Consider the following 24,248-nt stretch of genomic DNA (forward strand, 5'->3'; position numbering starts at 1 on the left):
CTACTCACCACCCACCTACTTACCAGAATTTGAGAATTACACACCATGAGAAGGTGCCGATGCGCTTTACAAATCTCTAGATTTTCCAATTATTGGTCAGTGTTACTCTAGTTACTGGAAATAGAAAAATATTTTTAACACAACTTTTCCAAATTACTGTTAACAATGAATACTCAGAATGAAAATTATGTCCGTGCTGCCAAGTTAGATGATGTTCGTAAATCAGGTAGATTAGTTGTTGCCGTCGCTGGACATACACTATTACTTGTGAGTGTGGATGATAAAATTTATGCCGTAGATAATCGTTGTCCTCACATGGGTTTTCCCTTACATCGGGGAACGGTGAAAGATTGTATTCTCACATGTGATTGGCACTATGCTCGTTTCGATTTAATGAGTGGGGGAACCTTCGACTCTTGGGCTGATGATTTACCAGCTTTCCCTGTCCAAATTCGTGAGGGGGAGGTATGGGTTGATTTGGGTATCCATGCAGATGTGTTGACTCACCACCGTCAGCGTCTCCAGGATGGCCTAGAAAAAGGAATTTCTTTAATCATTGGCAAATCGGTAATCGCTTTGTTGGATAGGAAAATTAACCCTACTGAACCATTTCGTATGGGTTTGGATTTTGGGGTGCGTTACCGTCAGAGTGGTTGGGATACGGGTTTAACAATCCATACTTGCATGATGAATCTATTACCCTATCTTGATGGGGAAGACAAACCCCGTGCTATCTATCACGGTTTAGCCGCAGTTGCAGGGGATACCAGTAATCAACCACCTCGCTTCCCCATCCAACCCCTACCTGGTGCGGATAATCTAGAAAAACTACCTATTTTACAAAATTGGTTTCGTCAGTTTATTGAGGTGAGAGATGCAGAGGGTGCAGAACGCTGTTTAGCATCGGTAATTCGCGTAGGTGCATCTCCAGAACAAATAGCCCAGATGCTATTTACTGTAGTTACCGACCATCGCTATATTGATGTGGGTCATACTTTAGATTTTACCAATAAGGCTTTAGAAGCTTTGGATGCAACAGGTTGGCAAAATGCGGAAATTGTCCTAACCAGTTTAGTTCCAGGCTATGCCAAAGCCTTTCGCATGGAGGAATCCAGGTCTTGGCGTTCTCCTATGGATTTGGTGGCAATTTTACAAGCAGCTTTTGCAGAATTACCGAGTGCTTTGGCTGAGGGGAAAAGCAAACGGGGAACTTGGAACCACAGGGAGGAACTCATACCAATATTACTGGGTGATAATCCCCAAGCGATCGCCGATTCCCTGCTTACTGCTCTACGTCAAGGATGTGGTGAGGTAGAATTAGCAGCAATTGTCACCTATACAGCAGCTTTGCGGATTGCCCAATTTAGCACCAATAATGATTTTAACGATTGGGATAGTGCCCATCATACCTTTACTTTTGCCAACGCTGTCCACCAAGGATTACGACGGGTAGCTTCCCCGGAATTATTGCGAGGGGTGTTTGATGCAGCGATGAGTGTATATCTGGATCGCTTTCTGAATGTACCTGCTGCACGTCTTCCGAAACCAGATAAAACGGTGGAAAATCCCGCAGAATTATTACGGGAACTACCAGATTTACTCGATCGACAGCAGCAAGTTAACCAGGTTGGGGAGTTAGTCGGTTGCTATCTTTACAGTGGAGGAAAACCAGAATCTCTCTTGGGAATGTTAGGTAAATTATTATTGCGTGAAAACCGGCAATTTCACGTAATTCAGGAGATGGAAGCTGCTTTTCGTCAGTATTCCCTATGGGGTAATACTCCCACTGGGATTAACATTTTAGTCGCTGCATCCCGATATTTAGCCGCTCACGCACCGACAGTGCGATCGCAAGGACAAACCTATCAAATGGCTTATAGATTGCATCGAGGCGATCGCTTGTTTGAGGATGTGGTGTAAAACTGTATTAGGCGATCGCTGATTAATTACCAGTAGAACAATAGTAGCGTTCTCCCAGTTTCCAAAAGGCGATCGCAACCACCAAAAACACGATTCCGAGCATTGGTGAAAGGTAGCAAAACCATTGAGGAATCGCCAATTCTTGTTCTTTACCTAATATAGCTAGCAAAGGGAAATAGTTGACACAAGCAAGAGGTACGATATAAGTAAAAAAGCGTTGCAACCATTGACTATAAATTGCCAGGGGATATTGTGCTGTTTCTACTCCTCCGTAGGTAAAAATATTCATAATTTCTAGGGAATCGATTGTCCAAAAAGTTAGAGTTGCAGCAATTACGACAATACCTAAAAAAAGAGCTATTCCTCCCAGAAATGAAGCAGATAGTAACCATATATTTGGCAGATTTAAGGTTATATTTAGAGTCGAAAGCGACCAGATTAAAATTATAAAACCCTGAGATAATCTACCGATACGTTTTAAAGTTAATTCCGCCCCTAAAAGTTGTAAAATTGTCGAACGGGGACGCAATAATAAACGGTCAAAATCTCCATTTTTAATCATTCGCCAAAACGTATCAAATCCCCTTCCCAAAGCATCTGCACAGGCAAAAGTCGTATTGACCATGCCATAAAATAAGGCAATTTCTCCCAATTCCCAATTACCAATCGTATGAAACCGATTAAATAGCGTCCAAATACCTAAAAACTCGAATGCAGTTGTCATCAATTGACCAAAAGTTTGTAAAATGAATGAAACTCGATACTGCATTTGTGCTTTTAAAGAGATATTAATATACCGAAAATACAATCGAAAATCATTCATCTTCCTACTGATTGTATAGCTAATTGTAAATCAGATAAACTCACAGATACCTTTATCTCTACTAACTAATAGGTGTTGCATAATCAAGGGATGATTTTAATATATACGAAGAAATTTTTCTTGATTTAACAAAAGTTTCAGCCCATACAAATTGGATTATCATCCCGCAACGATACAAAGCTAAATAAATAATTACATACGCGAGCGTTGCCGTAGGCTATTACGTAGCTTGTTTCCCGCGTAGGGAGTATTACGAATTATTTTCATCCTCCCTGAATTACTAACTTTTTCACTCCACAGTTTACCAAAAAACGTCCCAGAGAAATAACTACGATGGTCCAAAAAAATTGATGGAGTAAAACCCAAAGTAAAGCATCTGCTGGTAAATTGCCAGTGAATAAACGAAAAGGTCGATCAAGGAGTCCAGAAAATGGCAACGCGTTGAGTAATGGTTGTAGACTTTCGGGGAAAAATGGTAATGGTACAACCATTCCCGAAAAAATGGTAATTAGGTGAGGTAAAATATTATTTATTCCTTCACCAGAAAGAGTCCACATCATTGAAACCGTCAGCAACATGGTAATAGCTGAAGACAGGATAATTGCCCCAATAAATGATAATAAAAAAGCAATTGCAGCCGTATTGGAAGGAGGAAAACTGAGTCCCCATTCAGGTAAGCCTAGCCAGGGAATAAGCAAAAATGCCACAAATAAAAGGGGAATTGCGCGCAGAAATAAGGGGGTTATTCGCATTGCTAAAGAGCGTACAAACCAGAAATTATATAAGTCGATTGGTCGGAGTAAGTCATATCCCACAGCACCAGAGCGAATTGTTGCTTGAGTTTCTTTGTCACCACCCCAAGGAACAATCGCAAATAAAAATCCCTGTCCTAACCACACATAACCAACAGCTTCAGTGAATGTCATTGGTTGGGGAGAGGTGCTACTTGTATAAAATGCTTGCAAAACCATGATTTTGATGAAACCCCAAAACATCTGGGTGATAATCCCAGCTAACGCTGCAATTCTGTATTGCAAAAGTAGGGCGAATCTAGCTATAAATAGGGAATAATATGCTTGCATTTAGATATCTCCTAACTTGGCTCCCGATTTTGCATATAATTCTGCAATTATCTCTTCAATTGGGGGATTTTCGACAAATAAATCTTCGATTTCCCGTTGGGATGTGACTTGATTAATTAAGGATGCGGCAGATATTTTTGTTGGGTCAAATGAGAGAGTAATAGTACGACCTGCTTGAGAAATAATATTAATTTCCGGTGAGTCAAATTGAAATGGATTACTTAAATTATTGTTAGTATCTACTTTCAAATCTATTTTTAAGTAGCGACGGGAAGAAACTTGCGATCGCAATTGCGTTAGGGAACCATCACAAAGTATTTCACCTCCACCAATAATAATTATTCTGTCACATAAGGCTTCAATATCATCCATATCATGGGTAGTCAGGATAGTGGTGACGTTATGGGTTTTATTCACGGTTTTGATCAGTTTTCGCACTGCAAGTTTTGATACCGCATCTAACCCAATTGTGGGTTCATCCAAAAATAGGATTTCTGGTTGATGTAACATTGCTGCTGCAAAATCACATCGCATCCTTTGACCCAAACTTAATTGTCTGACGGGAGTAGATAGAAAACTCGCTAAATCAAGTATTTCTATCATCTCATCTCGCATCTTTTCATACTGCACCTGGGGAACCCGATAAATATCCCGTAACAAATCAAAGGACTCAATCACAGGTAAATCCCACCATAATTGAGTGCGTTGACCAAACACTACCCCAATATGTCTGACATGCTGAACACGATTTTCCCAGGGAATACGGTTATTAATTACACATTTACCACTTGAAGGGACGAGAATACCACTTAAAATTTTGATGGTGGTGGATTTTCCCGCTCCATTCGGTCCAATATAACCGACGAGTTCCCCCTGTTGAATTGAGAAGGAAATTCCTTTAAGTGCATGAACTTCTTTGGCTTTGCGTTGCACAAGTCCTTTGATAGAACCTAGTAATCCGGAGTTTCTTTCTGATACCAAAAAGGTTTTTTTCAGGTTTTCAACCAGAATATGAGACATATACTAAACCAGCATATCAGTAAAATGTTCGAGTAATAAGCGGTGGATAAAACGATAGTGTCTTTCGATTTATGGAATACTACCCTACAATTTCCCTAATTTCCACGAAAGTTTAGATTTTTATCGAGTTATTTTCAGAGATGGTTCCGGAACATGGATATTATCCTTGTTCATATCCGAAAGCTGCGATCGCACTCAAAAAGATAGATTATCCAGATTTTGATGTCGAAAATCACAAATAAGAAACTGTATCTATCATCATCATCTGGGTAAATGAATGATGGATAGCAGTACATCAAGCGAACTAAAAATTATCCAAACTCCTTCTCTAGAACAGATTCAAACTGTAACTGTGTTGTTGGAAAACCAGCAAATCGAAAACCCCAATTTAGAACTAGCTCTCAATTATCTTCTCCAACACAAAATTATTCCCCACAAACAAGGTGGATTAGTTGCGATCGCTTACACTCCATCCCCAAATAATTCCCTGGATGTCAATAATATCCAAGGGATTATGATGGCAAGGACTCGTAGTACAAGCGTATTAATAGAAAGTTGTAACTACGAAACAGCCAAATCTCTACTCCAAGAAGCAACTCAACGCAGTTGTCCTCAGCAAGTATGTAGTTCTTTGCAAACCAAAAATTGGATTCATCCCCTACTCTTACAACAATATTCACCCCAACGGGAATGTGAGCAATTTGTCATGGTTTGTAAGCAAATTCCTCTAGGTGGTGTAGGACGTTGGGCTATCAGTCAAGATAAGCCTGTGTTACAAGCCTATGCAGCAGCTTATTTAGCAGAAAGAGGTAGTGGTAGTTTAAATCACCCTTGGGATAATTGGATACAGAAACGCAACATTGCTGTTTTGGAATATGAAAATCAAATTGTTTCTGTAGTCCGCTATACTACAACTAGACGCGATGCGCTTGTCATTGCTCCCTTTACATTCCCCCAATTCCGTAGACGGGGATTTGCGCGTAAATTACTGGTGTTCTTGCTGGAGGAATTATTACAGACCTATCCCAGGGTAAGGTTGTGGGTGAATAAGGATAATGCGGGAGCGATCGCCCTTTACAAATCTCTAGAATTTCAAATTATTGGTCAGTGCTACTCTAGCTACTGGAAATAGGGCTTGCTTTGGTTGAAAATCATGAAGCTACATGAATATTTTTAAAGGAATTTGTCAAAATTATGTTTTTAGAACCTAAACCAACACAGCAAATAGATCGCTTAAACCTAGCTGATCAAATAATTCAAAGAATTCTTACTCTCAAGGAAAAACAAGTGATTGCAATCGGTTTATATGGCTCTTTAGCACGGGGTACAGATCAACTCTATTCAGATATTGAAATCAAATGCATCCTGAACACAGAAGAAGAAGATTACTCGTGGGAGTGGATTGAAGATGGATGTAAGATTGAGATAAATTTTGAGAGTGAAGATGTTATCCTCAATTAAGCTGCAACGGTGGATGAAGACTGGGCAATAACGCATGGTGCTTATTTTGATTTAAAGCTGTTGCATGGTAGCCATGACTTTTTCATCAAGCTTCAAAATACCCTTGAGTCTTTACCTCAAGAATTGTTTGTTGATGCTATCCGTGAAATTATTATTGGTAACATCTATGAGGATATTGGTAAGTTACGTAATAGTCGTTTAACAAGCAATATGGGTTATTTACCTATTTTAGCCTGTGGTATCGCCGAACAAGGAGCATTAGCAATTGGATTAGCTCACAAAAAATGCTACTCAACTAGAGCATTGATGCTAAAGGAATCACTTGAATTTGAGAATCGACCACAAGGGTATTTAGAGTTATGCAAAATAGTGATGGATGGTAAATTAAATGATTTTGACACCATTGCAAAGACCATAGAAATGTTCTGGGTGGGTTTAGTTGAATGGGCTTTGGAAAATGACTTTAATCTTGAGAAAAGATGTATCGCTCCAATATAAAATCAAAATACCAGAGAAAAACATAGAATGATTAAGATTACAAAGGCTGAGTTAGGTCAAGCCTACTTATGTCAAAAAATTCTACAGCTTCTACCGGAATGGTTTGGAATCGAAGCAGCGGTTACTCACTATATTCATGAAATTGGGATGAAAGCCGACGCTCTCAACTGGATGAAATTGCTTTTAACATCAGAAAGCACCTACAGACACAGGAGGAGTCAAATCTAGATATTTTATTTTTCCGAAATAGCACTTATCAAGGTTGTAGATAATCTAACTACACTTGTAGATGTGAAACTCTGGAGGAGTCGCTGCGCGATCGCGATGTTTACTCATGATGATCAAAACCACGAATTAACCGATATAAACTTCTCCTATCAAAAACTACGGGGGCGTTCTTTTCGTGGTAAAAATTTGGCTGGTGCGAATTTCAGCCATGCAGATACAGCACTTTCGAGGTAAATGAGGTACACTTGTTATTAGTGCATCAAAAATTAAAATGAAACCCTACTCAATCGATTTACGAGAAAAAATAGTAAGTGCTTACGAAAAGGGTGATACATCAATTCGAGGAGTAGCTGTGCAGTTTGGTATAGCAAAAAGCTATGTGCAGAAGCTAATCAGGCAAAAAAAATTGGAAGGGCATCTAGAACCCAAAAAGCAAGGTGGAGCAATGAAGGGTAAGCTAGATGATTACGGTAGCGAATTAGCAGAAATGGTTCAAAGTTACCCGGATTTAACTTTATTGGAATATTGCGAGTATTTTGGAGAAAAATATAACATTTGGGTGTGTGCAAGTGTGATGTGTTGTGCATTGCAAAAACAAGAATTAACTCGAAAAAAAAGACTTTACGTAGCAGCCAAGCGAAAACAGAAAGAGTCCAAAAACTGAGATTAGAATATTGGGAGAAAGTAAAACACATAGACCCAGAAAACCTTGTGTTTATAGACGAAATGGGTGTTTTGCTTGGTTTGACTAGAACTCATGCTCGAAGCGATCGCGGGAGTAGAGCTTATGATTTTAAACCATATTACCGAGGTGCAAAAATAAGTGTAATTGGAGGAATTAGCTTCAAAAAAGTCTTAGCTGTGATGACTTTAAATGGCTCAATGAATGGAGAAGCTTATAAAGTTTTTGTAGAGCATTTTTTACTTCCACAATTATGGGTTGGTGCAGTCGTTGTAATGGATAATCTGCCAGCACATAAAGTCGAAGAGATTAAGCCTTTGATTGAATCTGTAGGAGCAAGTGTTCTTTATCTATCTCCTTATTCCCCTGAATTTAATCCAATTGAACATTGGTGGTCACAATTAAAAGCGTTCTTAAAACAGTTTTCTCCTAAAAGTGCATCTGTAGTTGATGGTTTAATTAAAATTGCACTGACATTAGTTGATCCAAAGCATCTAAAAAATTGGTTTACTAATTGTTGCTACTGTACCTCATAAACCTCGAATCTGCTGTATCAAAGGTGCGGACTTTCGGGAGGCAAATTTAGTTAATACCAATTTTAGTTACGCTCAAGCAGGAGTAGAAACTCATTGGGCGATTTTCAGTGTTGTTTGCTCGCTACTTTTGGCAATTGTCAGTGTCTTCTCTGCATGGATTGCTGCTGTCATCTTTACTGAGACAATATTTCAGTCTTCGGAGCCATTATACGATGGTGTACCTAACGTCGAAAATGGTATTCCTGGTTTGATTGTTGCGATTGTCTTAGGGGTTTTTTGTCTGAGTAGCATTCGTCAGGGTTTAGTTATGGCTTTGCTGGCAATGGCTGGAATTGGGGGGACAATTGTTGTTATTTTAGGGGCTGTATTAGGATTAAATTTAGGTGCATCTGGATTAAAAATGGTGGGTGCAGGAGCTTGGAGAGCAGCAGCAGCAGGAATTTGGGCGATAATTGCTACCGTTAGCGGTGCGATCGCTGTTTTGGGAGCGACCTTTGAAGCCAGACCCAAATTGATGAGTGTATTAAAAATAACTTTTGGTATAGTTACGATTTCTGTTGCGATCGCGGTATTTAAAATCGCCAATTCTCAGCCAACCGCTTTGATAATGCCAGCTTTGCCAATAGCTGTAGGAGTTGCGATCGCGCTGTTATCCATGAGTATTTATATTAGTTGGCGATGTTTATTGGAAGATAAAAAATTTACTATAATTCAGGAAATCAGCAGAATTTTATTTACTCTTGGTGGTACTAATTTTGGTAATGCAAACTTGGAAAATGCTGATTTTTCCCAAGCAATTCTCAAAAGTGCAGATTTACGTCATGCAAACATTACAGGGACTAATTTTCATCTTGCTAAAAATCTCGATTTAACAAGAGTTGACGGGACTATTTTGAGTAATCCTCCGGTACGGGATTTAGTCGTTAGTCGTCGGGGTGTGCGTAAATCCTATCGAGGTTGTAATCTCCAGGGAGCAAATTTAGCATATGCAGATTTGAGTGATGCTGATTTGACTGAAGCAAATATTAGTAAATCTCTACTGGTCGGAGCGATTTTAGAAAGAGCAAATCTCACCAACATTCAAGCATTAGGAACTAATTTTCAACAAGCATATCTGACCGCAGCTTGTTTAGAAAATTGGCATATTGACGCAAAAACCCAACTAGAAAATATCACTTGCGAATACATTTATTTACGCAATCAGCAGCGAGAAAGACATCCTGCAAGTGGAATATTTCGAGAAGGAGAATTTAGCAAGCTTTTCCAAGTAGTTGTCGATACAATTGATTTAATTTTCCGCAATGGTGTTGATTGGGAAGCCTTAATTATTGCCATCAAAGAAGTTGCAGCCAAAAATTACACAGAAAAACTGACAATTAATAGTATTGAAAATAAGGGTGATGGCTTGATTGTTGTCAAAGTAAATGTTTCTGAAAATGCAGATAAGGGTAAAATTCACCAAGATTTACAACAAAAATATCAACAGCAACTCAAAATAATTGAAACTAGATATCAAGCCGAATTAGAAGGAAAACAAGCCCAAATCGAAATTTACCGCCAACATTCGGCAGAAATGACAGAGATTACCAAATTATTAGCTCAACAAGGTTTAAATTATCATCATCTTCCAAGCCGCATTAATAAATTAATTATTCTAACTTTGGGAGAAGGTAACTTTGATGATGGTTTTCCCGTCACAGCTTTGGTATGCAGTCATGAACATCCTCTACCAATGACATTTACAGCAAAATTACCACCCGCGCCAAATATTCTACAACTATATCAACAATGGCGACAAATTTATCGTTCTCAAAATTGGTTTGGACGGATTACATTTGATACAGAAGACACGATGACAAATTTTTCTCGCCAAGAACTAAATTATTATGGCGATCAATTAGAAATAAATCTGGATAATTGGCTCAATTCCATCCAATTTCAACCAATCGTCAGAGAATTACATTCCCATCTCACACTACGAGAACAAGTACCAATCATCCTTCAAACTAAAGATATTCATTTGCAACGGCTTCCTTGGCATCTATGGGATTTTTTTCGACACTATCGTCAAGCAGAAATTGCTTTATCAACAATTGGAGAAAGAGCAGGAAAATTACAATTTACTCGTCATCAAACCAGGATTTTAACAATTCTTGGTAATAGTACAGGAATCGATGTAGAAGCAGACCGTCAAGTTTTAGAAAAATTACCAGAATGCGAAACTGTTTTTCTCGTCGAACCAACCATCCAAGAATTACATCAACAACTTTGGGACGAACAGGGTTGGGATATTTTTTGTTTCTCCGGACATAGTTCATCCCAAATTGACGGTAGCACAGGCAAAATGTTAATTAATCAAACTAAATTGCTGGGAATAAAAGAACTCAAACATGCTTTAACAAAAGCAATCGAACGCGGTTTACAACTTGCCATTTTTAACTCCTGTGATGGTTTAGGATTGGCAAAAGAATTAGCAGATTTGCACATTCCCCAAATGATAGTTATGCGAGAACCTGTACCAGATAAAGTGGCACAGGAGTTTTTAAAAAATTTTCTCACCACTTTTTCTCGGGGAGAGTCATTGTATACCGCAGTCCGACAAGCACGGGAGAGATTAGAAGCTTGGGAAGATGAATTTCCCTATGCAACTTGGCTACCCATTTTGTTTCAAAATAGTGCTGAAGTGGGAATGAGTTGGGGGAAATTGCTTCCGGATAAATAACTCAAATCGTCTTGTAGTTTCAGATACAAAATTAAGGTGAGGTTTTTAACAAACTTCAACAGCACTTCCCTCAATTAGGAGCATTCTTTTGTGAAGCAGAGCATTTGTATCTAGAACCATATCGACTAGTATAGTCCCTTTCTATCGTCTTACCAGCACAGACATTTTTGCATTTTCCTACGTGTACACTTCCATCGGCACGAATTAGGCTACACTGTTTTTGAGCGACTGAATCTGAGTCTACAGGCTTGGCATGTGAAGTACATGGTAATGATAATTCCAAAACAACAAGGAGACCTGCGACGACAGGGAAATATAGGTGTTTCATAATTTCCTTCCTTTGTGTAATCGATTTCTATTGCTTAATCCATCAATAACATCAAGTTTTATACAAAATCATCAAAAATAAGTCTTTTGTTTTTTGTATTTTGAACTGCTAAATCACAAAACAAAAATAGGGGTATTTTTGTGAATCAAAGCTTCTAGCATTAGCCATCATAAATTATCGGCTTAATAAAAGTGACAACTCTTTCTACTTCTTGAAATCCAACACTGGTATGAAACTCATAACTTTCTGTATTTTCTAATAAAGCATCTGAAGCCAATTCTATACATCCATGTTCCAGTCCCCATTGTTGAGCAAACTTAATTAAGTATCTACCTACACCTTGTCTTCTATATTCTTCTTCGATATAAATTCCTTCTACATATGCAACAGGGTTTTGGGTAGCACCTGGGACATACTCATACCGAAGTGAAAGATTCATAAATCCAATTGCTTTCCCATCATTATTTTTAACTATAAACCCGGCTTCACGAGAAGATTGGAGAATATCAGTTAAAGTTTCTTGCATTTCCTCAATTGAGTTGTCTGACCACAGTTTTAAGGACAGTTCTAACCACTCATTGAAATCATCCTGGGTAACTTTGATAATTTTCATAATTTACATGATATTGTGTTAATTTTTAAATTCTCTCACATTTCTCTCTTAAATCCATGATTGAGCTTAATAATTAAGTTGTATTCCAAATAGTTGTCTTAAAAGTCGGGCTTTTTATAAGTATAAAAACCCGACTTATGATGTTATCTAAGCCAATTAGTGACAATCAGTTAGGGACACTGAAACTAATTCAGTATATCCTATTGTCTAACTATTATCACAACAGTACCGTCACCAAAGATAATAATAGTAACTCTGGTTCTACGTCTTTGCGCTCTATTAACATTAGTCTCACCAGAAAATTCTATCTTAGCTCGACTAGGAACTCTGATTCCTGCTTTTTGTAAAACAGCTTCAGGTTGTTGCTTCAATGAATCAATTTTATCCGAAGAAATAAATCCTTCGTAAACTTCACTAACTTTACTTTTGATTGGTTTAACATCTTGAAGTACTGTTTCTTCTCGCGATAATTGTGTATTGGATAATTCAGCAATTGGGGGTGATATTTCTTCTGAAGCAGAAACTGGAAGTAAGGATGATGATGAAATCGTCGCAAAAGCGGTTGTTGCTAATATAAAAATGGTCAGAAAACGTTTTAACATGGAAAAATCTCCTGAAATTTGGCAAATAAGAGAAATTTTTATTGCAAGTAAACTGTACTTACCTGACATCTATTTATTAATCACCTCAATAATTCTGTTTTTATACAATTTATATTTTTTCCTCTGATTTTTTCTAGTTCAACAAAAAGTATGGATAAAGTTAGATAAAACTCTACCCATAAAACCTAAATAATCTAAAAAAAATTAGTTTAAATTCTCTTTTTTCTGGTGAATAATCCTCTCTACGAATTCCTCGATCTGCGGATTAACCAATGACTTCAAGTTACCAAATTAAGGTAATGGAACTGGTACTTTATCTTTGATCCAAGAGGGAATCGCATCCTTATGGTAATTTTGAGCGTCATAAGTAAATACCGTATCAGCCCAGCAAAGATTCACACCCCAAACACGTTTACAACCAACAACAGAGTCATTCTCGACTGTATTGACGAGAGTTACGGGTTTATTTAATTGAATGACTTCACCGGATTGACAGTTGGAGAACTTCCACTGATAGCGGTCATCAGCGAGTTGAGTTCTGGTTGAGAGATTGATCCCTGTGGTTTGCTGATCGTAGATAACCCATTCTTTCTCAATAAACAAAGCAAACTTCTCTCCACATTTAATTGCTCCACTACCGCTTTGACGCTTTATTTTCATTCCTGAATTAGGTTGACTGTCCCAACCTAGGTTTGCTCCTCGTCGGTCTTTGTAACCTAGATAGTCTTTTTGGTCGAGATTATATAAGCTGTATTTTTGTCCTTCGACAATCCCCGAACCGTTACCCATTACTTTCCACCCCACCATATCTTTTGCAGATGTAACTTGTGTTGTCATCAATAGAGTCAAAAAACTGAGTGGAACTAATAATTGCTTGATTTTCATACTTTTACTCCTATTAGCAAGAATTTATATTTTGGAAAAACAAGGTAAAGCGAGTTAAGTTTTCTTTTACTTGTTTCTATTGCTTAATCAACCGATTACAAAAAGTTTTATACAAATTTGCCAAAAATAAGTTTTGTAAATTTTGTATCGCTAAATGTATAAAAACCCAAATAAAGGAAGGATTAAAGATTAGAGACGAATAGTTCAAGATAAATTATGGATGAAAAACTGCTGCAACTTATCATTCAAGTCCAAACATCTCCACCCATAGGTGATGAACGTCAGCAAGCAATAGTCACCCTAAGTGATTATCTGTTACGTTCATCTAATTTATTTCGTCATCAACGCCATCAACTGCTTTGTGGTGTCTATCTCGATATCTATCAAGCGCTACAGTTGGAATTAAAACAAGAAATTGTTCAAAGTCTGGATGGTGGTAAATGCACTCAATTAAACGTAACGGTATGGATTAAAGAAGTGCGATCGCGTACTTTTAGCAAGGTCTTAAATGAAGCCTGTTTGCAACAATTAGCTTTAGTAGTAGCTCAATATCGACCCCAAACAAGTCAATGGCAGTTAGGTTTTCAAGTGTTAATTAATGCAATTATTTTATCTGATAAATTGTTGCATAAAGCGCATATATATGATGATATCTATGAAGATGCTAAAAATGAACTTTGGATTTGGTTGTATCGACATATTAATACTTATAATCCCTGCAAAGGTAGATTTATCCCTTGGTTAAATTTCCGCTTTGATATGATATTACGTAACTATCAAATGAGGAAATCTGACCCATTAATTCAAAAATTTAATGCTAAAATCATTAGAAGAAAATATCAATTAACTAATTTTATTCAATCGATTAATCAAAGAGAAATGATTTTCTGGCTGCGATTAAATGCAAAAAGTTTAATTGCGGATCTAGTTACATTCAAAATAATTGCCCTATTTATATTCATATTTTTCATAGCTCAATTAATCCGACAGAAGTCTTTATATATTAACTCATTTTTATTTGAAATAGCTCAACAATCTTTACCAACAATACCCAAACTATCTCCAGCAGGTGAAGAATTAGAAAATATTCCGCAACCAGAATCAGAACCCATACTTTCTGAACAACTACGAGAATATTTACAAACTAGCCCAAATCAACTACTACAAAAATATATAAGGGGACATCCAGAAGTTACGTTTCAAGTGATTGCGCTCAACCGTTTAGATGGTAAAAGCTGGAAAGAAATATCCGAAACTTTCAAAATAGGTATTCCTGCTCTCAGTAATTTCTTCCAACGTAATTTAGAAAAGATTGCACCAGAAATCAAAAAGTATATCCAAGCATAAAGCCAAGTTTACAAAGGAGGAAATTATGAATGACAGACAGCAATCCCAATTTACTTTTAGTGTATCTCTAACACCCCAAGCACATGAACTTGCTTCCAAGTTTTGTGAACAGTATATTGATATCGTAATAGCTGAGAAAATTTATTTTAATACCCTTGCTATTTACGCTGTTAATCATTACTTAAGATGTCTAGATTTTGAAACTGAATGTCAAGGACATGATAGCTATAAATTGATAATTTCAAATTTTTTAGATACAGCATATTTAATAGTTAAAAACTATGGTAAATTAGAATGCCGATACATTTTCCCCCACGATGATTTTGTTTGCTTTCCCCGTGAAACATGGGCCTCAAAAGTGGGATATGTAGTTGTACAATTTGATGAATTATTACAAACTGCGACTTTAATTGGGTTTGCAAAGAGTGTCATAGGGGAAGAAGTACCATTGAGTCAATTAACTACATTACTGGAATTTCCTCAATATTTACAGCAATGTCATTCAGTAATTGACTTAAATGAATGGTTAGAAGGATTTTTACAAGCGGGTTGGCAAACCCTAGACTCATTGTTGAATAATGAATTACTACAAAATCTCAATCTATGTTTCAAAGATACTGCTTCACTACAACAAGAGACAATCAAAGCAGTTAAACAAATTATGTTTAACCGTGAATCTGTAATTTTAGCAATGGTATTGTCACCAGAATCAAATCAACAACTCAATATCAAAGTTAGGGTTTATCCAGATTCTAAACAAAGTTGTTTACCAAAAAATTTAAAATTAGCTATCTTGAACGATACGGGAGAAACTTTACTGGTAGTTACATCTCGCTCGTTCGATAACTTTATTCAACTTCCCCGATTCAAGTGCAATCCTCAAGATAGTTTTGTATTGCAAGTCTCCCTCGATGACATTAGTTACACTGAACGTTTTTGTTTTACTTCATACCTATCCTAGTATTCCGCCACATTAATTTTGATGGGAGAGAAAAAGTACGTAGTTGCGTTCATTGCGCAATTCGTTGTGTAGAGGTACATTGCATGGCTTCTCGCAGAGTACTGGATTATTGTTTCCTCGAATGTTTTTTCATAAAGCAATTCCTCAAGCCTGATAGCAACATTTCCAACTAACACCTTTTTTCGTCTTTTCGATATCCAGACGAAGTGGTAATTAATCATAGTGACTGATTTTGTCTTGTGCCTGTAATTTCCTGACATATGTAAAGTTTTTTGTCAAACTGCGGTCAATAGCTTGTATCTATCAACCATAATATACTATATTATTTTTGTCATCTCAGGGTCGAGCGATGTTAGTCTTAGAAGCGAAATTGAAGGGCAAAGAAAGTCAGTACGGCTTATTAGATGAAGCTATTAGAACGGCTTTGTTTATCCGCAACAAAGCTCTAAGACATTGGATAGATAACAAGGATGTTAGCAAGAATGACCTTCAAAAACTTTGCGCTGTTTTAGCCAAAGAATTTGATTTTGCTGGCAAACTCAACTCTATGGCTCGTCAGGCTTCTGCCGATAGAGCTTGGTGCGCTATTAAGCGTTTCTATGACAACTGTAAAGCTAAAAAGCCAGGTAAAAAGGGTTATCCGCGATTTAAAAAGCGTGGACATTCCGTAGAATATAAAACTTCAGGATGGGCAATTTCTGCCGACAAGAAGTACATCACTTTTACTGATGGTTTTAAAGCAGGGAAATTTCAGCTAGTTGGAACTCGTGATTTCAGCTTTTATTCTACTAAGCAAATTCAGCGAGTTAGAGTAGTTAAACGAGCAGATGGTTATTACTGCCAATTTTGTGTTGATGCGGAACGCAAAGAACAGCATCAGCACAATGGTAAACAAGTAGGAATTGATGTAGGACTTGAATTTTTCTACACTGATTCTGATGGCAAGACAGTTGAAAATCCCAGATTTTTGCGTAAGTCTGAGAAGTCTTTGAAACGCAAACAACGCAAAGTTTCTAGATGTAAAAAAGGCTCTTCTAATCGCCGCAAAGCTGTGAAAAAGTTGGCGAAAAAGCATCTCAAGGTAAGTAGACAGAGGAAAGATTTTGCTGTGAAGACAGCAAGAACTCTAGTCCAGTCAAACGACTTGGTAGTTTATGAGGACTTGCAGGTGCGAAATATGGTTAAGAACCATCATTTAGCTAAATCTATCAGTGACGCTTCGTGGTCACTGTTTACTGATTGGGTAGACTACTATGGCAAAGTTTTTGGCATTTGGGTGATAGCAGTTGCACCTCACTACACATCGCAAGATTGTTCTGTTTGTGGGACACGAGTTCAGAAATCTTTATCTACTCGTACCCACAAATGTCATTGTTGTGGGACAGTGATGCACCGTGACCATAACGCGGCGACTATGATTTTGAACAAAGGATTAAAAAGTACTGTGGGGCGCACAGAATCTAAAGCTTGTGGACAGAACGACCTCTGCTTAAGTGGGGAAACTCCTTTAAGTAAGTCGGCTGAATGAAACAAGAATCCCACGGCTTTAAGTCGTGGGAACGTCAAAACAATTAGAAGAAAACCCTGTACAAATGCCAGAATTTAGCGATCGCACTCGATAATTCTGCTCAGAATACCAGACGTAGCAATGCTACGTCTCTACGAAATTTATCTGTTTTCCAATCCAAAATCTAAAATCCAAAATCCTAATGTTCTCCGGAAAAGGGGTCTCGTTTGGCTTCGATGTCGTTGGGTTGGGGTTGGAGATGGTCGCGATATACACATCCTTCGTACTGTAAATCCTGGGGATTATTTGATACCCAATAAGGGACATCAAAGGCATGGATACGGAGAATACCTTTGGCGGTGAGGGTGACGTAATATTTACAGGGATATTCGCTGATGATATCGGGTTGGGGTAACTCTCCAATCAACTCCCACTGGTCGGAACGGGGGTTATGAAATTGGAAATAAAAGGCGTGTTTACCGTTGGCTGGGAAGGGTGGTAATTCGGTGATTAAACCAATATCGGTGTTGGCATTGGGACTATTGTCATCGCGAAATGTTTGTAAGTGATGGTGGTAGTTGGTACTGGCTGCAAATAATACTGTGTGGGCATCGGTTTTCAGGGCATTCGCAGATTCGATGACGTTGACGGCAATGTCTCCCAGTATACAACCATCAGGGGAAATGACATTGGCAACTCCGCAAGCTGCTGCTAAATCGAGGTAGGGATGGTGGGAAGATAGGTAATAGTGGGGATTACCACGACACAGGAGCAAGTCTATTTCCAGTTTTTGGTCGATTTCAAATTGGACTTTGATTTGATTTTTGAACTCCTCTTCGGACATATGCAGTTGTTTGCGGAGTGCATCACCGTTGTAACTACCCCACAGTTGGGGTTTAATGTTTTCAAAGTCCTGACGAATGATATTATTGGTTAACTGCATCCCTTGCCAAGGACTACGGTATTTCGCCACCCCATCATCGGGTTTTAATTGGTATAATTCTTGTCCCGCTAAAAATATCGGTTCCGGAGTTGCCCCGATAACTTCCCTAGCAAAGGCACAGGGAAGAAAGTAAAATAAATTCTTGACATCTATGTATAATTGATTAGCTCCCTTCCGCAGCAAATCCTTGGATTGTTGGGGAGAAAAACCCAATTGGCGCAGTTTTTCGGCAAAACAAGCACCAGCAGATGTAGCGATTTTAGTATATTCTGGCTCAAAAGTGACCCGTTCCTGGTTCCAAGTAAAAAATTCCGACTTGCCAAACACACGGTATAATTCCTTACTTACCAATTCAAAATTACAAGTTTTACCAGAAAGGATTAACCAGTCCACCTGTTCCGGACGGGTAGGGGATTTAGCCGCAAAGGCATTTTCCACTAATCCCTTAGCGATCGCCACGGCTTCCCGAATCGCAGGAGCGGCGGAACGTTCAAATTGCTCAGTGGTGATTGTGACAGAAATTATACTTGCGAGGTCGGCACTGAGTTGGATTTCGTTGTGGGCGAGAATCTCGGCAATTTGGGTTCCATTCAGGGTGAAAGTGGCTGGGGGAGTATCTTTGGGGCGTTTGGCTCCAAGGATAATTTTGGCTTCCTCTGCGTATTCCCACAGGGTATAAAAAGTTTGGGCACGGTTCGGGGCATATTTCCATCGGGTGGGGATTACCTTTTCGATGGCATTAATGGCATCCTTGTAGGCATCATCTTCCCGAATCTCCCGGTCAACAGCAGCAATTAAAGCACCGGATTGGAATTTACCTTGAAATAAAAAGCGATCGCTTAATTCTTCCGGTTGAACTTTAAGTATATCCTTGGGAATCTGACCGTTACTGACAGCTGTTAATAAACAATCCGCGATCGCAGCTTTGAGGACAATAAATAACCGCAGGGTAATTAATTCCCCTCCTAACTGTAAATGTCCTGACGAACCGAGTAATTTGGGTGTCAGTTTGTAGTAACGTCCCCCGTCACCCCGGTCTTCTCCCACGTCAAAGGGATTTATTTCACTCAGGGTCAAACGAATCAAGGCTAAATCGGTCGTCCCTCCACCAATATCCAACACTAACACATTTTGCCACCATTTATCTCCATCGTAATGACAACGGGTTTTAAAGGATTCAATCCCCACATTCAAATCCCCCCCAAATTCCCGCCACAAAAAGAATATCGCCACGGAAACCGCCTCATCATAGGCCATTTGCACATCCGCAATATCCAGCGATCGCACCAAATGTTCAATTTCTCGACGCACAAAGGGGGATGCAACCGTAGGGTAGGTGACAACGGCTCGATAAAATTTGCCATCCGAACATTTACCAGCATTGGCTGTACGATATTTATCTGTGAGTTCAATTAATTGGGCATAGGCAGCCTGTAAAATTGTATTCACCGGAATTGTTGCTTCTACGCCATTTTGACCTAACTTGTAAGCTCGGTCTTGACCAAAATACCGCTTCGGTGAATGTAAAAATCGTCCATCAATCACCTCCCCATGACGAATCGCATCCAGACGATGCTGTTTTGCCGATTCACCCAATATCACCTTGAGTTTATGGGGATGGTCAGGGGAAAGGGTGGGGTCTACTCCCATCACCTCCAATTCACTGGGTATCTCACTTTGACGACGGTCTTTATCTAATTCCACGGGTATTAAACTTTGCCATTCCAGAGCCGGAACCCGAAACACCTCATGGTAAATAGCATTTAACCGCACACTAGCAGCACGTCGGAACCAGTCCAAACGTTTACTCAAACACATTTCAATTTGACGAATCGCATCCAAAAACTGGGTACTTCCAGCACGATGGATATAAGCAACAATTGCATCCCGATTTCCCGGATGAGCAGGGGGTATTTCCTGACTTAATTCCGTCAAAAACTTCTGCCACTCACTATCCCAGACAGTACGACTTATTCCCGCTTCCTCCCCCGTCGGACGTGTAGCTAACCATTCCCCAATCCGCGATCGCAATCTGGTTTCCTGTTCCCGTGGTAAGGTTTCGGGTGTGACAATTACCTTCGGGTCATATAACGTCACCGTAGAATTAGAAGTACCAAAATCAATCGCAAACCAACCCGGATAGGTAAGATTCTGGTTACGAATCCCTGTGACATACACCGTTTGCAGTTCCGTAGGAGCCATTGGTTCCCTAAATATAGTCTGGGGTTCTAATTCCGATTCCGATAGCAATTCCGTTTTTTCGGAAGATGGAGTCCAAATGTAACATTCAGCACTCACCTCCTTCACCACATCAAAGTCAGGATTTCCCTGAGTATCGGAATCAAAGTATTCCACAGTTACTACCAATGTGCAAGCAACTCCCGGAGGTAATTCCTCCGTATATAAGCAATCATTTTGACGCAACCGTTGTGGTCCGAGTAACTTCAGAGGTTGATGATTATCTATATTTACACTTTTATAAGCAGACTGCATAATTACAGCCAATTCAGTAGGTGAACCACTAACTGAAATATTAACTTTCGATACATGGGGTAAATTTGGGCTTTCGGTAGGTTTAATTTCAATCACCGGAAGCATTAATTTTTGTTCTTTCAAACGTAATTGATAGCGATTTAAAAGTTCAATTTTAATTGGCATTTGATATATTCCTGAAATTGCCTCTCGTAATAGGGAAATCGGTGAAGTATACATTGAATTACTGTTAATTACTTTTGCTTTTTAACTCGCACTTTTTACCTTTTAATAATAGTCAACCACACAAGCCTTAACTTTACTAGATATAGCTTTTCCAACTCCAATCAAGTCCAGGGAAACGCTACAAATAATATTTATATCAATTACCTAAAATTAGGTGACAAAATATAGCTTTTGTAATTACGTAGCTTGCTTGTTGCTCTCGCAGTGCGAAAAGAAGTGGAACTCGACAATCTCAGCAACTCGTTAACATTGAAAAAAATGAAATTGCCTCGTCGTTCCTCCTCGTTTCGGACAACTTACTATGTACAACTTCAGATGAAAACAGTATTGTAAATTACGAATTACTATTCCGCACCCGGAAAAGAAACAGCCACCAACTGAGATAAATTTTCTAACCAAGCAGGTTGACTAGAAACAGGTTTATCTTCCGCAGCAGCAATATATCTCAGCAACGGTTCATTTTTCGACTTAAGTAAATCTTGCAAACTATCAACAATTTCCTTCGTCGCCACAGAAAAAGATGATTTAGTTTGTTGAGTTAATAAACTCACATACTGCACCAAATGCAATCCTAAACTAGCAGTAATTTCATTCCGCAAACGAAGTACAGCAATTTGATGATTAAAAGGTCGTCCCTGACTGGGATATTTTTTATGGGGACTCCAATCAAAAATCTGTCCAATTTGGTGACGCGCATCCCGTCTCGCTAAGGGAAATAAAGCATTGGCATTTATGGGTGTGGTATTTTCTGTTAATCCACTACGAGTAAGTATCATTTGTTGCCATTTATTTACCGGGTCAATTGCCCTAATCAAATTCCGAAACAACTTTGTCGAGCGATTACCAAAATTCTCTTGGATATAAGCTTCCATTTGGGGTTGCAAAATTAGGTCAATTTTACTACGCTCAGTTTCCACCGCATGGGCCAATTTACTGAACCAATCAGCCACCGCTTCACTCATGCGACTATGGGCAAATTCTTGCATTTCATCGACAGTTTGCACAAACACCGGATAAAAATCGTCTCCTTGGGTTGGAATCGGGTCATCTGCTTCATCTTCTTCAAAAAAGCGCATGACCTTATTTAAAGAGATTTTCCCCCCTTTAGTCCGGTCAAATAATATGTTCCATTCACTCCAGTCAAAAAAGATTTTATGGGTAAGTTCATTTTTCACTAATTCACTCACGGCAATTCCTGTCCGATTAGTTAGAATTGGTTGCTGTTCCAATTCCGCTTGATACTGACGATAAATTGTCACTAGATTTTCAATCCCCTGACGCAAAGTCACAAAGGAAGGATTTTCCACCGCAGGAATATAGGCAGCCACTTCCTGAAGTATCTTTTCCAACTCCAACTGTTCAGTACGCAAATCAGCCGCAACGCGTTGCACATCTTCCAATAGCTGCTGCATTCCGTGAATTGTCACATGCTCATTCAACAATCCCCGTAATCTTGCTAAACCACCATCGTCAGCAAAATCACAAATCTGTTTATGTAAATAACCCGACGGAATAATTTGCTCCCCTAAACGTCGCCATTTATCCCGCAATTCCCAATCATCCGTTTGTAAAAGCTGTTCTAACTCCGATTTAAATTCCGGTGAACAAATTTGTAACAGACTCGATAACTCATCCAACTTACTCAACCCATACAACTGCGACAGCAAAACAATATTCTTCGGTTGGGTAGTCAAATTACTCGCACTAGCCATTGTCAACTTTAATATCGGTATCTGCTCTAACACCATCTCCTCCGACAGCGGTTCTGCAAACACCGAAAAAATCGACTCATCCCCAGTCAAATCATGACTACTGAGCAAACTATCAATTGCTCGCTCCTCCGCAACCGTCAAAGGTAACTGGTTAAAACGACCGACACCAACGATAATCCGCTCCTTTAAATCCTCCCCCTTATCCTGCTCCAACATAGTACGAATTTTGGATGCGGTTGCACCCCCTGGATATCTACCATTTAATAGCAACAGGATCGTTTGCACTTCTGCCAATTCCCGCAACGATAAAAAGGTATCCCGGACACTGGAATCAGCCGCACCTAAACCGGGAAAATCAAGTAAAATCAACTCATTTGTCCCTTGCAAAGCCGATAAATCCCAAATTTCCCGTGAAACCTCCACCGTCACATCAATTCGACCAATCAAGCTAAATGTATTCCGTAAATCATCCACATTGGGTCGATCAATCCCATCCCATTGTTTATAGGGAATGGGAATCCGCTCAAATCCCAACTCCAAAATATTCATCGGAGGTTCAGCTAACCGTAACCCCTGATTTGCGGTTTCGCGATTAATACGATAGCTTTTCCCGCAAATTTCAATTCCAAATAAAGTATAAGTGCGAACAAAAACCACCAATTCCCGTAATAGCGATCGCAGTTCTAAACTTTGGGTTTGATTCCAAGCTTGTTCACACCAAGCCAAAATACTTTTACTATCAACAAATGTAGTTGGTTGTAAACTCCGCAAAGTCGTCAGTGCAGCAGGGGGAAATTTGGCCACACTTGCACGGGTTTCCACCTCCTTGAGCATGTACCGCAAACACTCCCGTACCCCCTCATGGGTCAAGTATCGCACCGTAAATTCACCAACTTCCGTTGTCTTAAATTCTGCTTGCTGAATTAAACGAATAGCCGTCACATTTCCCGTCGTCGGGGTTTCACTCACAGGTAGAGCATCCGCATAACCAATTAAACTACCAATTAATAGGGTTTTACCACTACTAAACTCCCCCATAATCCCGATTTTCACAGGGGATGCAGCAATTTCGACTGTACGCTGTGCATGATACTTCAGCCTTTGTATGCTCTCATTAATACTTGTTTGTACCCAACTTTGTTTCGGTGGAGGACTTTCCACCGCAGCATTAATAAAGTGAAGAATCGACTCCCCATACTCCTGATAATGACGCAATTGTTCAACTGCGTTATCCCTGTTCATACTTGCTCCCTTTCCCAGAAATTTCCCCTCGTTTTTACCAGTATCCAGAAATATCTGCACCAATTGCCTATATATCAGGATTTTTACAGAAATATTTTTTGATAATTTAGGACTTACGCACTCGTTACGAGAAATTAGGTGTTTGGGATTGCTACTTTGCAAGAAGTCGCTTCGCGTCTACCTTACATCGCAATGACGGTGTTTAGGTTGTCCTCATGTAAGTCCTGATAATTCAAGAAATGCTGAATTTTTCCTCAAAATTATTAAATAAGCTGTTAGCTGTTAAGTATTACCCTACTCCCTCCACACAAGAAAATTTACTTATACATAATTAACCCTATCTCAGTGACAATTTATATTTGAGACAATCGAATTCTTTATGCATATTTAATTAATAGCTATCAGGATAGAAAAATAA

Annotated in this window: 19 protein-coding genes and 1 pseudogene; 11 read left to right on the forward strand and 9 right to left on the reverse strand. The window is 39.0% G+C overall.

Annotated elements, in window-relative coordinates; translation table 11 throughout:
• The first annotated feature begins 165 nt into the window (after positions 1-165).
• Complete coding sequence (locus CDC37_RS15920) at positions 166-1,920, forward strand: Rieske (2Fe-2S) protein (RefSeq protein ID WP_096623057.1); 1,755 nt, start codon at positions 166-168, stop codon at positions 1,918-1,920.
• A 22-nt stretch (positions 1,921-1,942) separates the two neighbouring features.
• On the opposite strand, the gene CDC37_RS15925 is transcribed toward CDC37_RS15920, so the two are convergent.
• The 3 genes from CDC37_RS15925 to CDC37_RS15935 all read right to left on the reverse strand — a co-directional run bounded on the left by CDC37_RS15925 (position 1,943) and on the right by CDC37_RS15935 (position 4,845).
• Complete coding sequence (locus tag CDC37_RS15925) at positions 1,943-2,743, reverse strand: ABC transporter permease (RefSeq protein ID WP_096623059.1); 801 nt, start codon at positions 2,741-2,743, stop codon at positions 1,943-1,945.
• Positions 2,744-3,006: 263 nt separating this feature from the next.
• On the reverse strand, positions 3,007-3,825 hold the full coding sequence (locus CDC37_RS15930; RefSeq protein ID WP_096623061.1) for an ABC transporter permease: 819 nt from the start codon (positions 3,823-3,825) through the stop codon (positions 3,007-3,009).
• Complete coding sequence (locus tag CDC37_RS15935; protein ID WP_096623063.1) at positions 3,826-4,845, reverse strand: ABC transporter ATP-binding protein; 1,020 nt, start codon at positions 4,843-4,845, stop codon at positions 3,826-3,828. It lies immediately after the preceding gene.
• 277 nt (positions 4,846-5,122) lie between these two features.
• Between CDC37_RS15935 and CDC37_RS15940 the strand changes: the two genes are divergently transcribed.
• The 7 genes from CDC37_RS15940 to CDC37_RS15970 all read left to right on the forward strand — a co-directional run bounded on the left by CDC37_RS15940 (position 5,123) and on the right by CDC37_RS15970 (position 10,972).
• Entirely contained in the window at positions 5,123-5,977 is an 855-nt protein-coding gene (locus tag CDC37_RS15940; protein WP_096623065.1) for a GNAT family N-acetyltransferase, read from the forward strand.
• A gap of 62 nt (positions 5,978-6,039) precedes the next feature.
• Positions 6,040-6,306: a nucleotidyltransferase domain-containing protein gene (locus tag CDC37_RS15945; protein WP_096623067.1), complete on the forward strand. Its 267-nt coding sequence runs from the start codon at positions 6,040-6,042 to the stop codon at positions 6,304-6,306.
• A 9-nt stretch (positions 6,307-6,315) separates the two neighbouring features.
• On the forward strand, positions 6,316-6,804 hold the full coding sequence (locus CDC37_RS15950) for a kanamycin nucleotidyltransferase C-terminal domain-containing protein (RefSeq protein ID WP_096623069.1): 489 nt from the start codon (positions 6,316-6,318) through the stop codon (positions 6,802-6,804).
• Positions 6,805-7,095: 291 nt separating this feature from the next.
• Positions 7,096-7,266, forward strand: coding sequence for a pentapeptide repeat-containing protein (locus CDC37_RS24430; protein ID WP_157780763.1), 171 nt, complete (start codon positions 7,096-7,098; stop codon positions 7,264-7,266).
• Between the two features lie 37 nt (positions 7,267-7,303).
• Positions 7,304-7,696: a helix-turn-helix domain-containing protein gene (locus CDC37_RS24980; RefSeq protein ID WP_096619812.1), complete on the forward strand. Its 393-nt coding sequence runs from the start codon at positions 7,304-7,306 to the stop codon at positions 7,694-7,696.
• Positions 7,609-8,250 carry an IS630 family transposase gene (locus tag CDC37_RS24435; protein ID WP_197707004.1) on the forward strand — a complete coding sequence of 214 codons (642 nt, stop codon included), beginning with the start codon at positions 7,609-7,611 and terminating at the stop codon, positions 8,248-8,250. Before CDC37_RS24980 ends, CDC37_RS24435 begins: the two co-directional genes overlap by 88 nt.
• Before the next feature lie 127 nt (positions 8,251-8,377).
• Positions 8,378-10,972 carry a pentapeptide repeat-containing protein gene (locus CDC37_RS15970; protein WP_096623073.1) on the forward strand — a complete coding sequence of 865 codons (2,595 nt, stop codon included), beginning with the start codon at positions 8,378-8,380 and terminating at the stop codon, positions 10,970-10,972.
• A gap of 488 nt (positions 10,973-11,460) precedes the next feature.
• On the opposite strand, the gene aac(6') is transcribed toward CDC37_RS15970, so the two are convergent.
• From aac(6') to CDC37_RS15985, 3 genes are all read right to left on the reverse strand, one after another.
• Positions 11,461-11,913: an aminoglycoside 6'-N-acetyltransferase gene (aac(6'), locus tag CDC37_RS15975; protein ID WP_096623075.1), complete on the reverse strand. Its 453-nt coding sequence runs from the start codon at positions 11,911-11,913 to the stop codon at positions 11,461-11,463.
• A gap of 200 nt (positions 11,914-12,113) precedes the next feature.
• Positions 12,114-12,584 (reverse strand): hypothetical protein, encoded by a 471-nt coding sequence (locus CDC37_RS15980; protein WP_157780764.1) that lies wholly within the window; start codon positions 12,582-12,584, stop codon positions 12,114-12,116.
• Between the two features lie 222 nt (positions 12,585-12,806).
• Complete coding sequence (locus CDC37_RS15985; RefSeq protein ID WP_096623079.1) at positions 12,807-13,400, reverse strand: hypothetical protein; 594 nt, start codon at positions 13,398-13,400, stop codon at positions 12,807-12,809.
• Positions 13,401-13,616: 216 nt separating this feature from the next.
• Here CDC37_RS15985 and CDC37_RS15990 point away from each other — a divergent pair, with 216 nt between their 5' ends.
• Together CDC37_RS15990 and CDC37_RS15995 are read left to right on the forward strand one after the other, a co-directional pair.
• Positions 13,617-14,747 (forward strand): hypothetical protein, encoded by a 1,131-nt coding sequence (locus CDC37_RS15990; RefSeq protein WP_096623081.1) that lies wholly within the window; start codon positions 13,617-13,619, stop codon positions 14,745-14,747.
• 25 nt (positions 14,748-14,772) lie between these two features.
• Entirely contained in the window at positions 14,773-15,708 is a 936-nt protein-coding gene (locus tag CDC37_RS15995; RefSeq protein ID WP_096623083.1) for a DUF1822 family protein, read from the forward strand.
• Between the two features lie 116 nt (positions 15,709-15,824).
• On the opposite strand, the pseudogene CDC37_RS25835 reads toward CDC37_RS15995, so the two are convergent.
• Positions 15,825-15,968: pseudogene (locus CDC37_RS25835) on the reverse strand (transposase); the annotation flags it as partial.
• 89 nt (positions 15,969-16,057) lie between these two features.
• Here CDC37_RS25835 and CDC37_RS16005 point away from each other — a divergent pair.
• Positions 16,058-17,236, forward strand: coding sequence for an RNA-guided endonuclease InsQ/TnpB family protein (locus CDC37_RS16005; protein ID WP_096623085.1), 1,179 nt, complete (start codon positions 16,058-16,060; stop codon positions 17,234-17,236).
• Between the two features lie 178 nt (positions 17,237-17,414).
• Here CDC37_RS16005 and CDC37_RS16010 read toward each other — a convergent pair whose 3' ends face one another.
• Positions 17,415-20,816 carry a molecular chaperone gene (locus CDC37_RS16010; RefSeq protein ID WP_096626299.1) on the reverse strand — a complete coding sequence of 1,134 codons (3,402 nt, stop codon included), beginning with the start codon at positions 20,814-20,816 and terminating at the stop codon, positions 17,415-17,417.
• Positions 20,817-21,220: 404 nt separating this feature from the next.
• Positions 21,221-23,830 (reverse strand): dynamin family protein, encoded by a 2,610-nt coding sequence (locus tag CDC37_RS16015; protein WP_096626301.1) that lies wholly within the window; start codon positions 23,828-23,830, stop codon positions 21,221-21,223.
• Between the last annotated feature and the right edge of the window lie 418 nt (positions 23,831-24,248).

This window comes from Calothrix sp. NIES-3974 (assembly GCF_002368395.1).
In the GTDB taxonomy this organism is placed as follows: Bacteria; Cyanobacteriota; Cyanobacteriia; order Cyanobacteriales; family Nostocaceae; genus NIES-3974.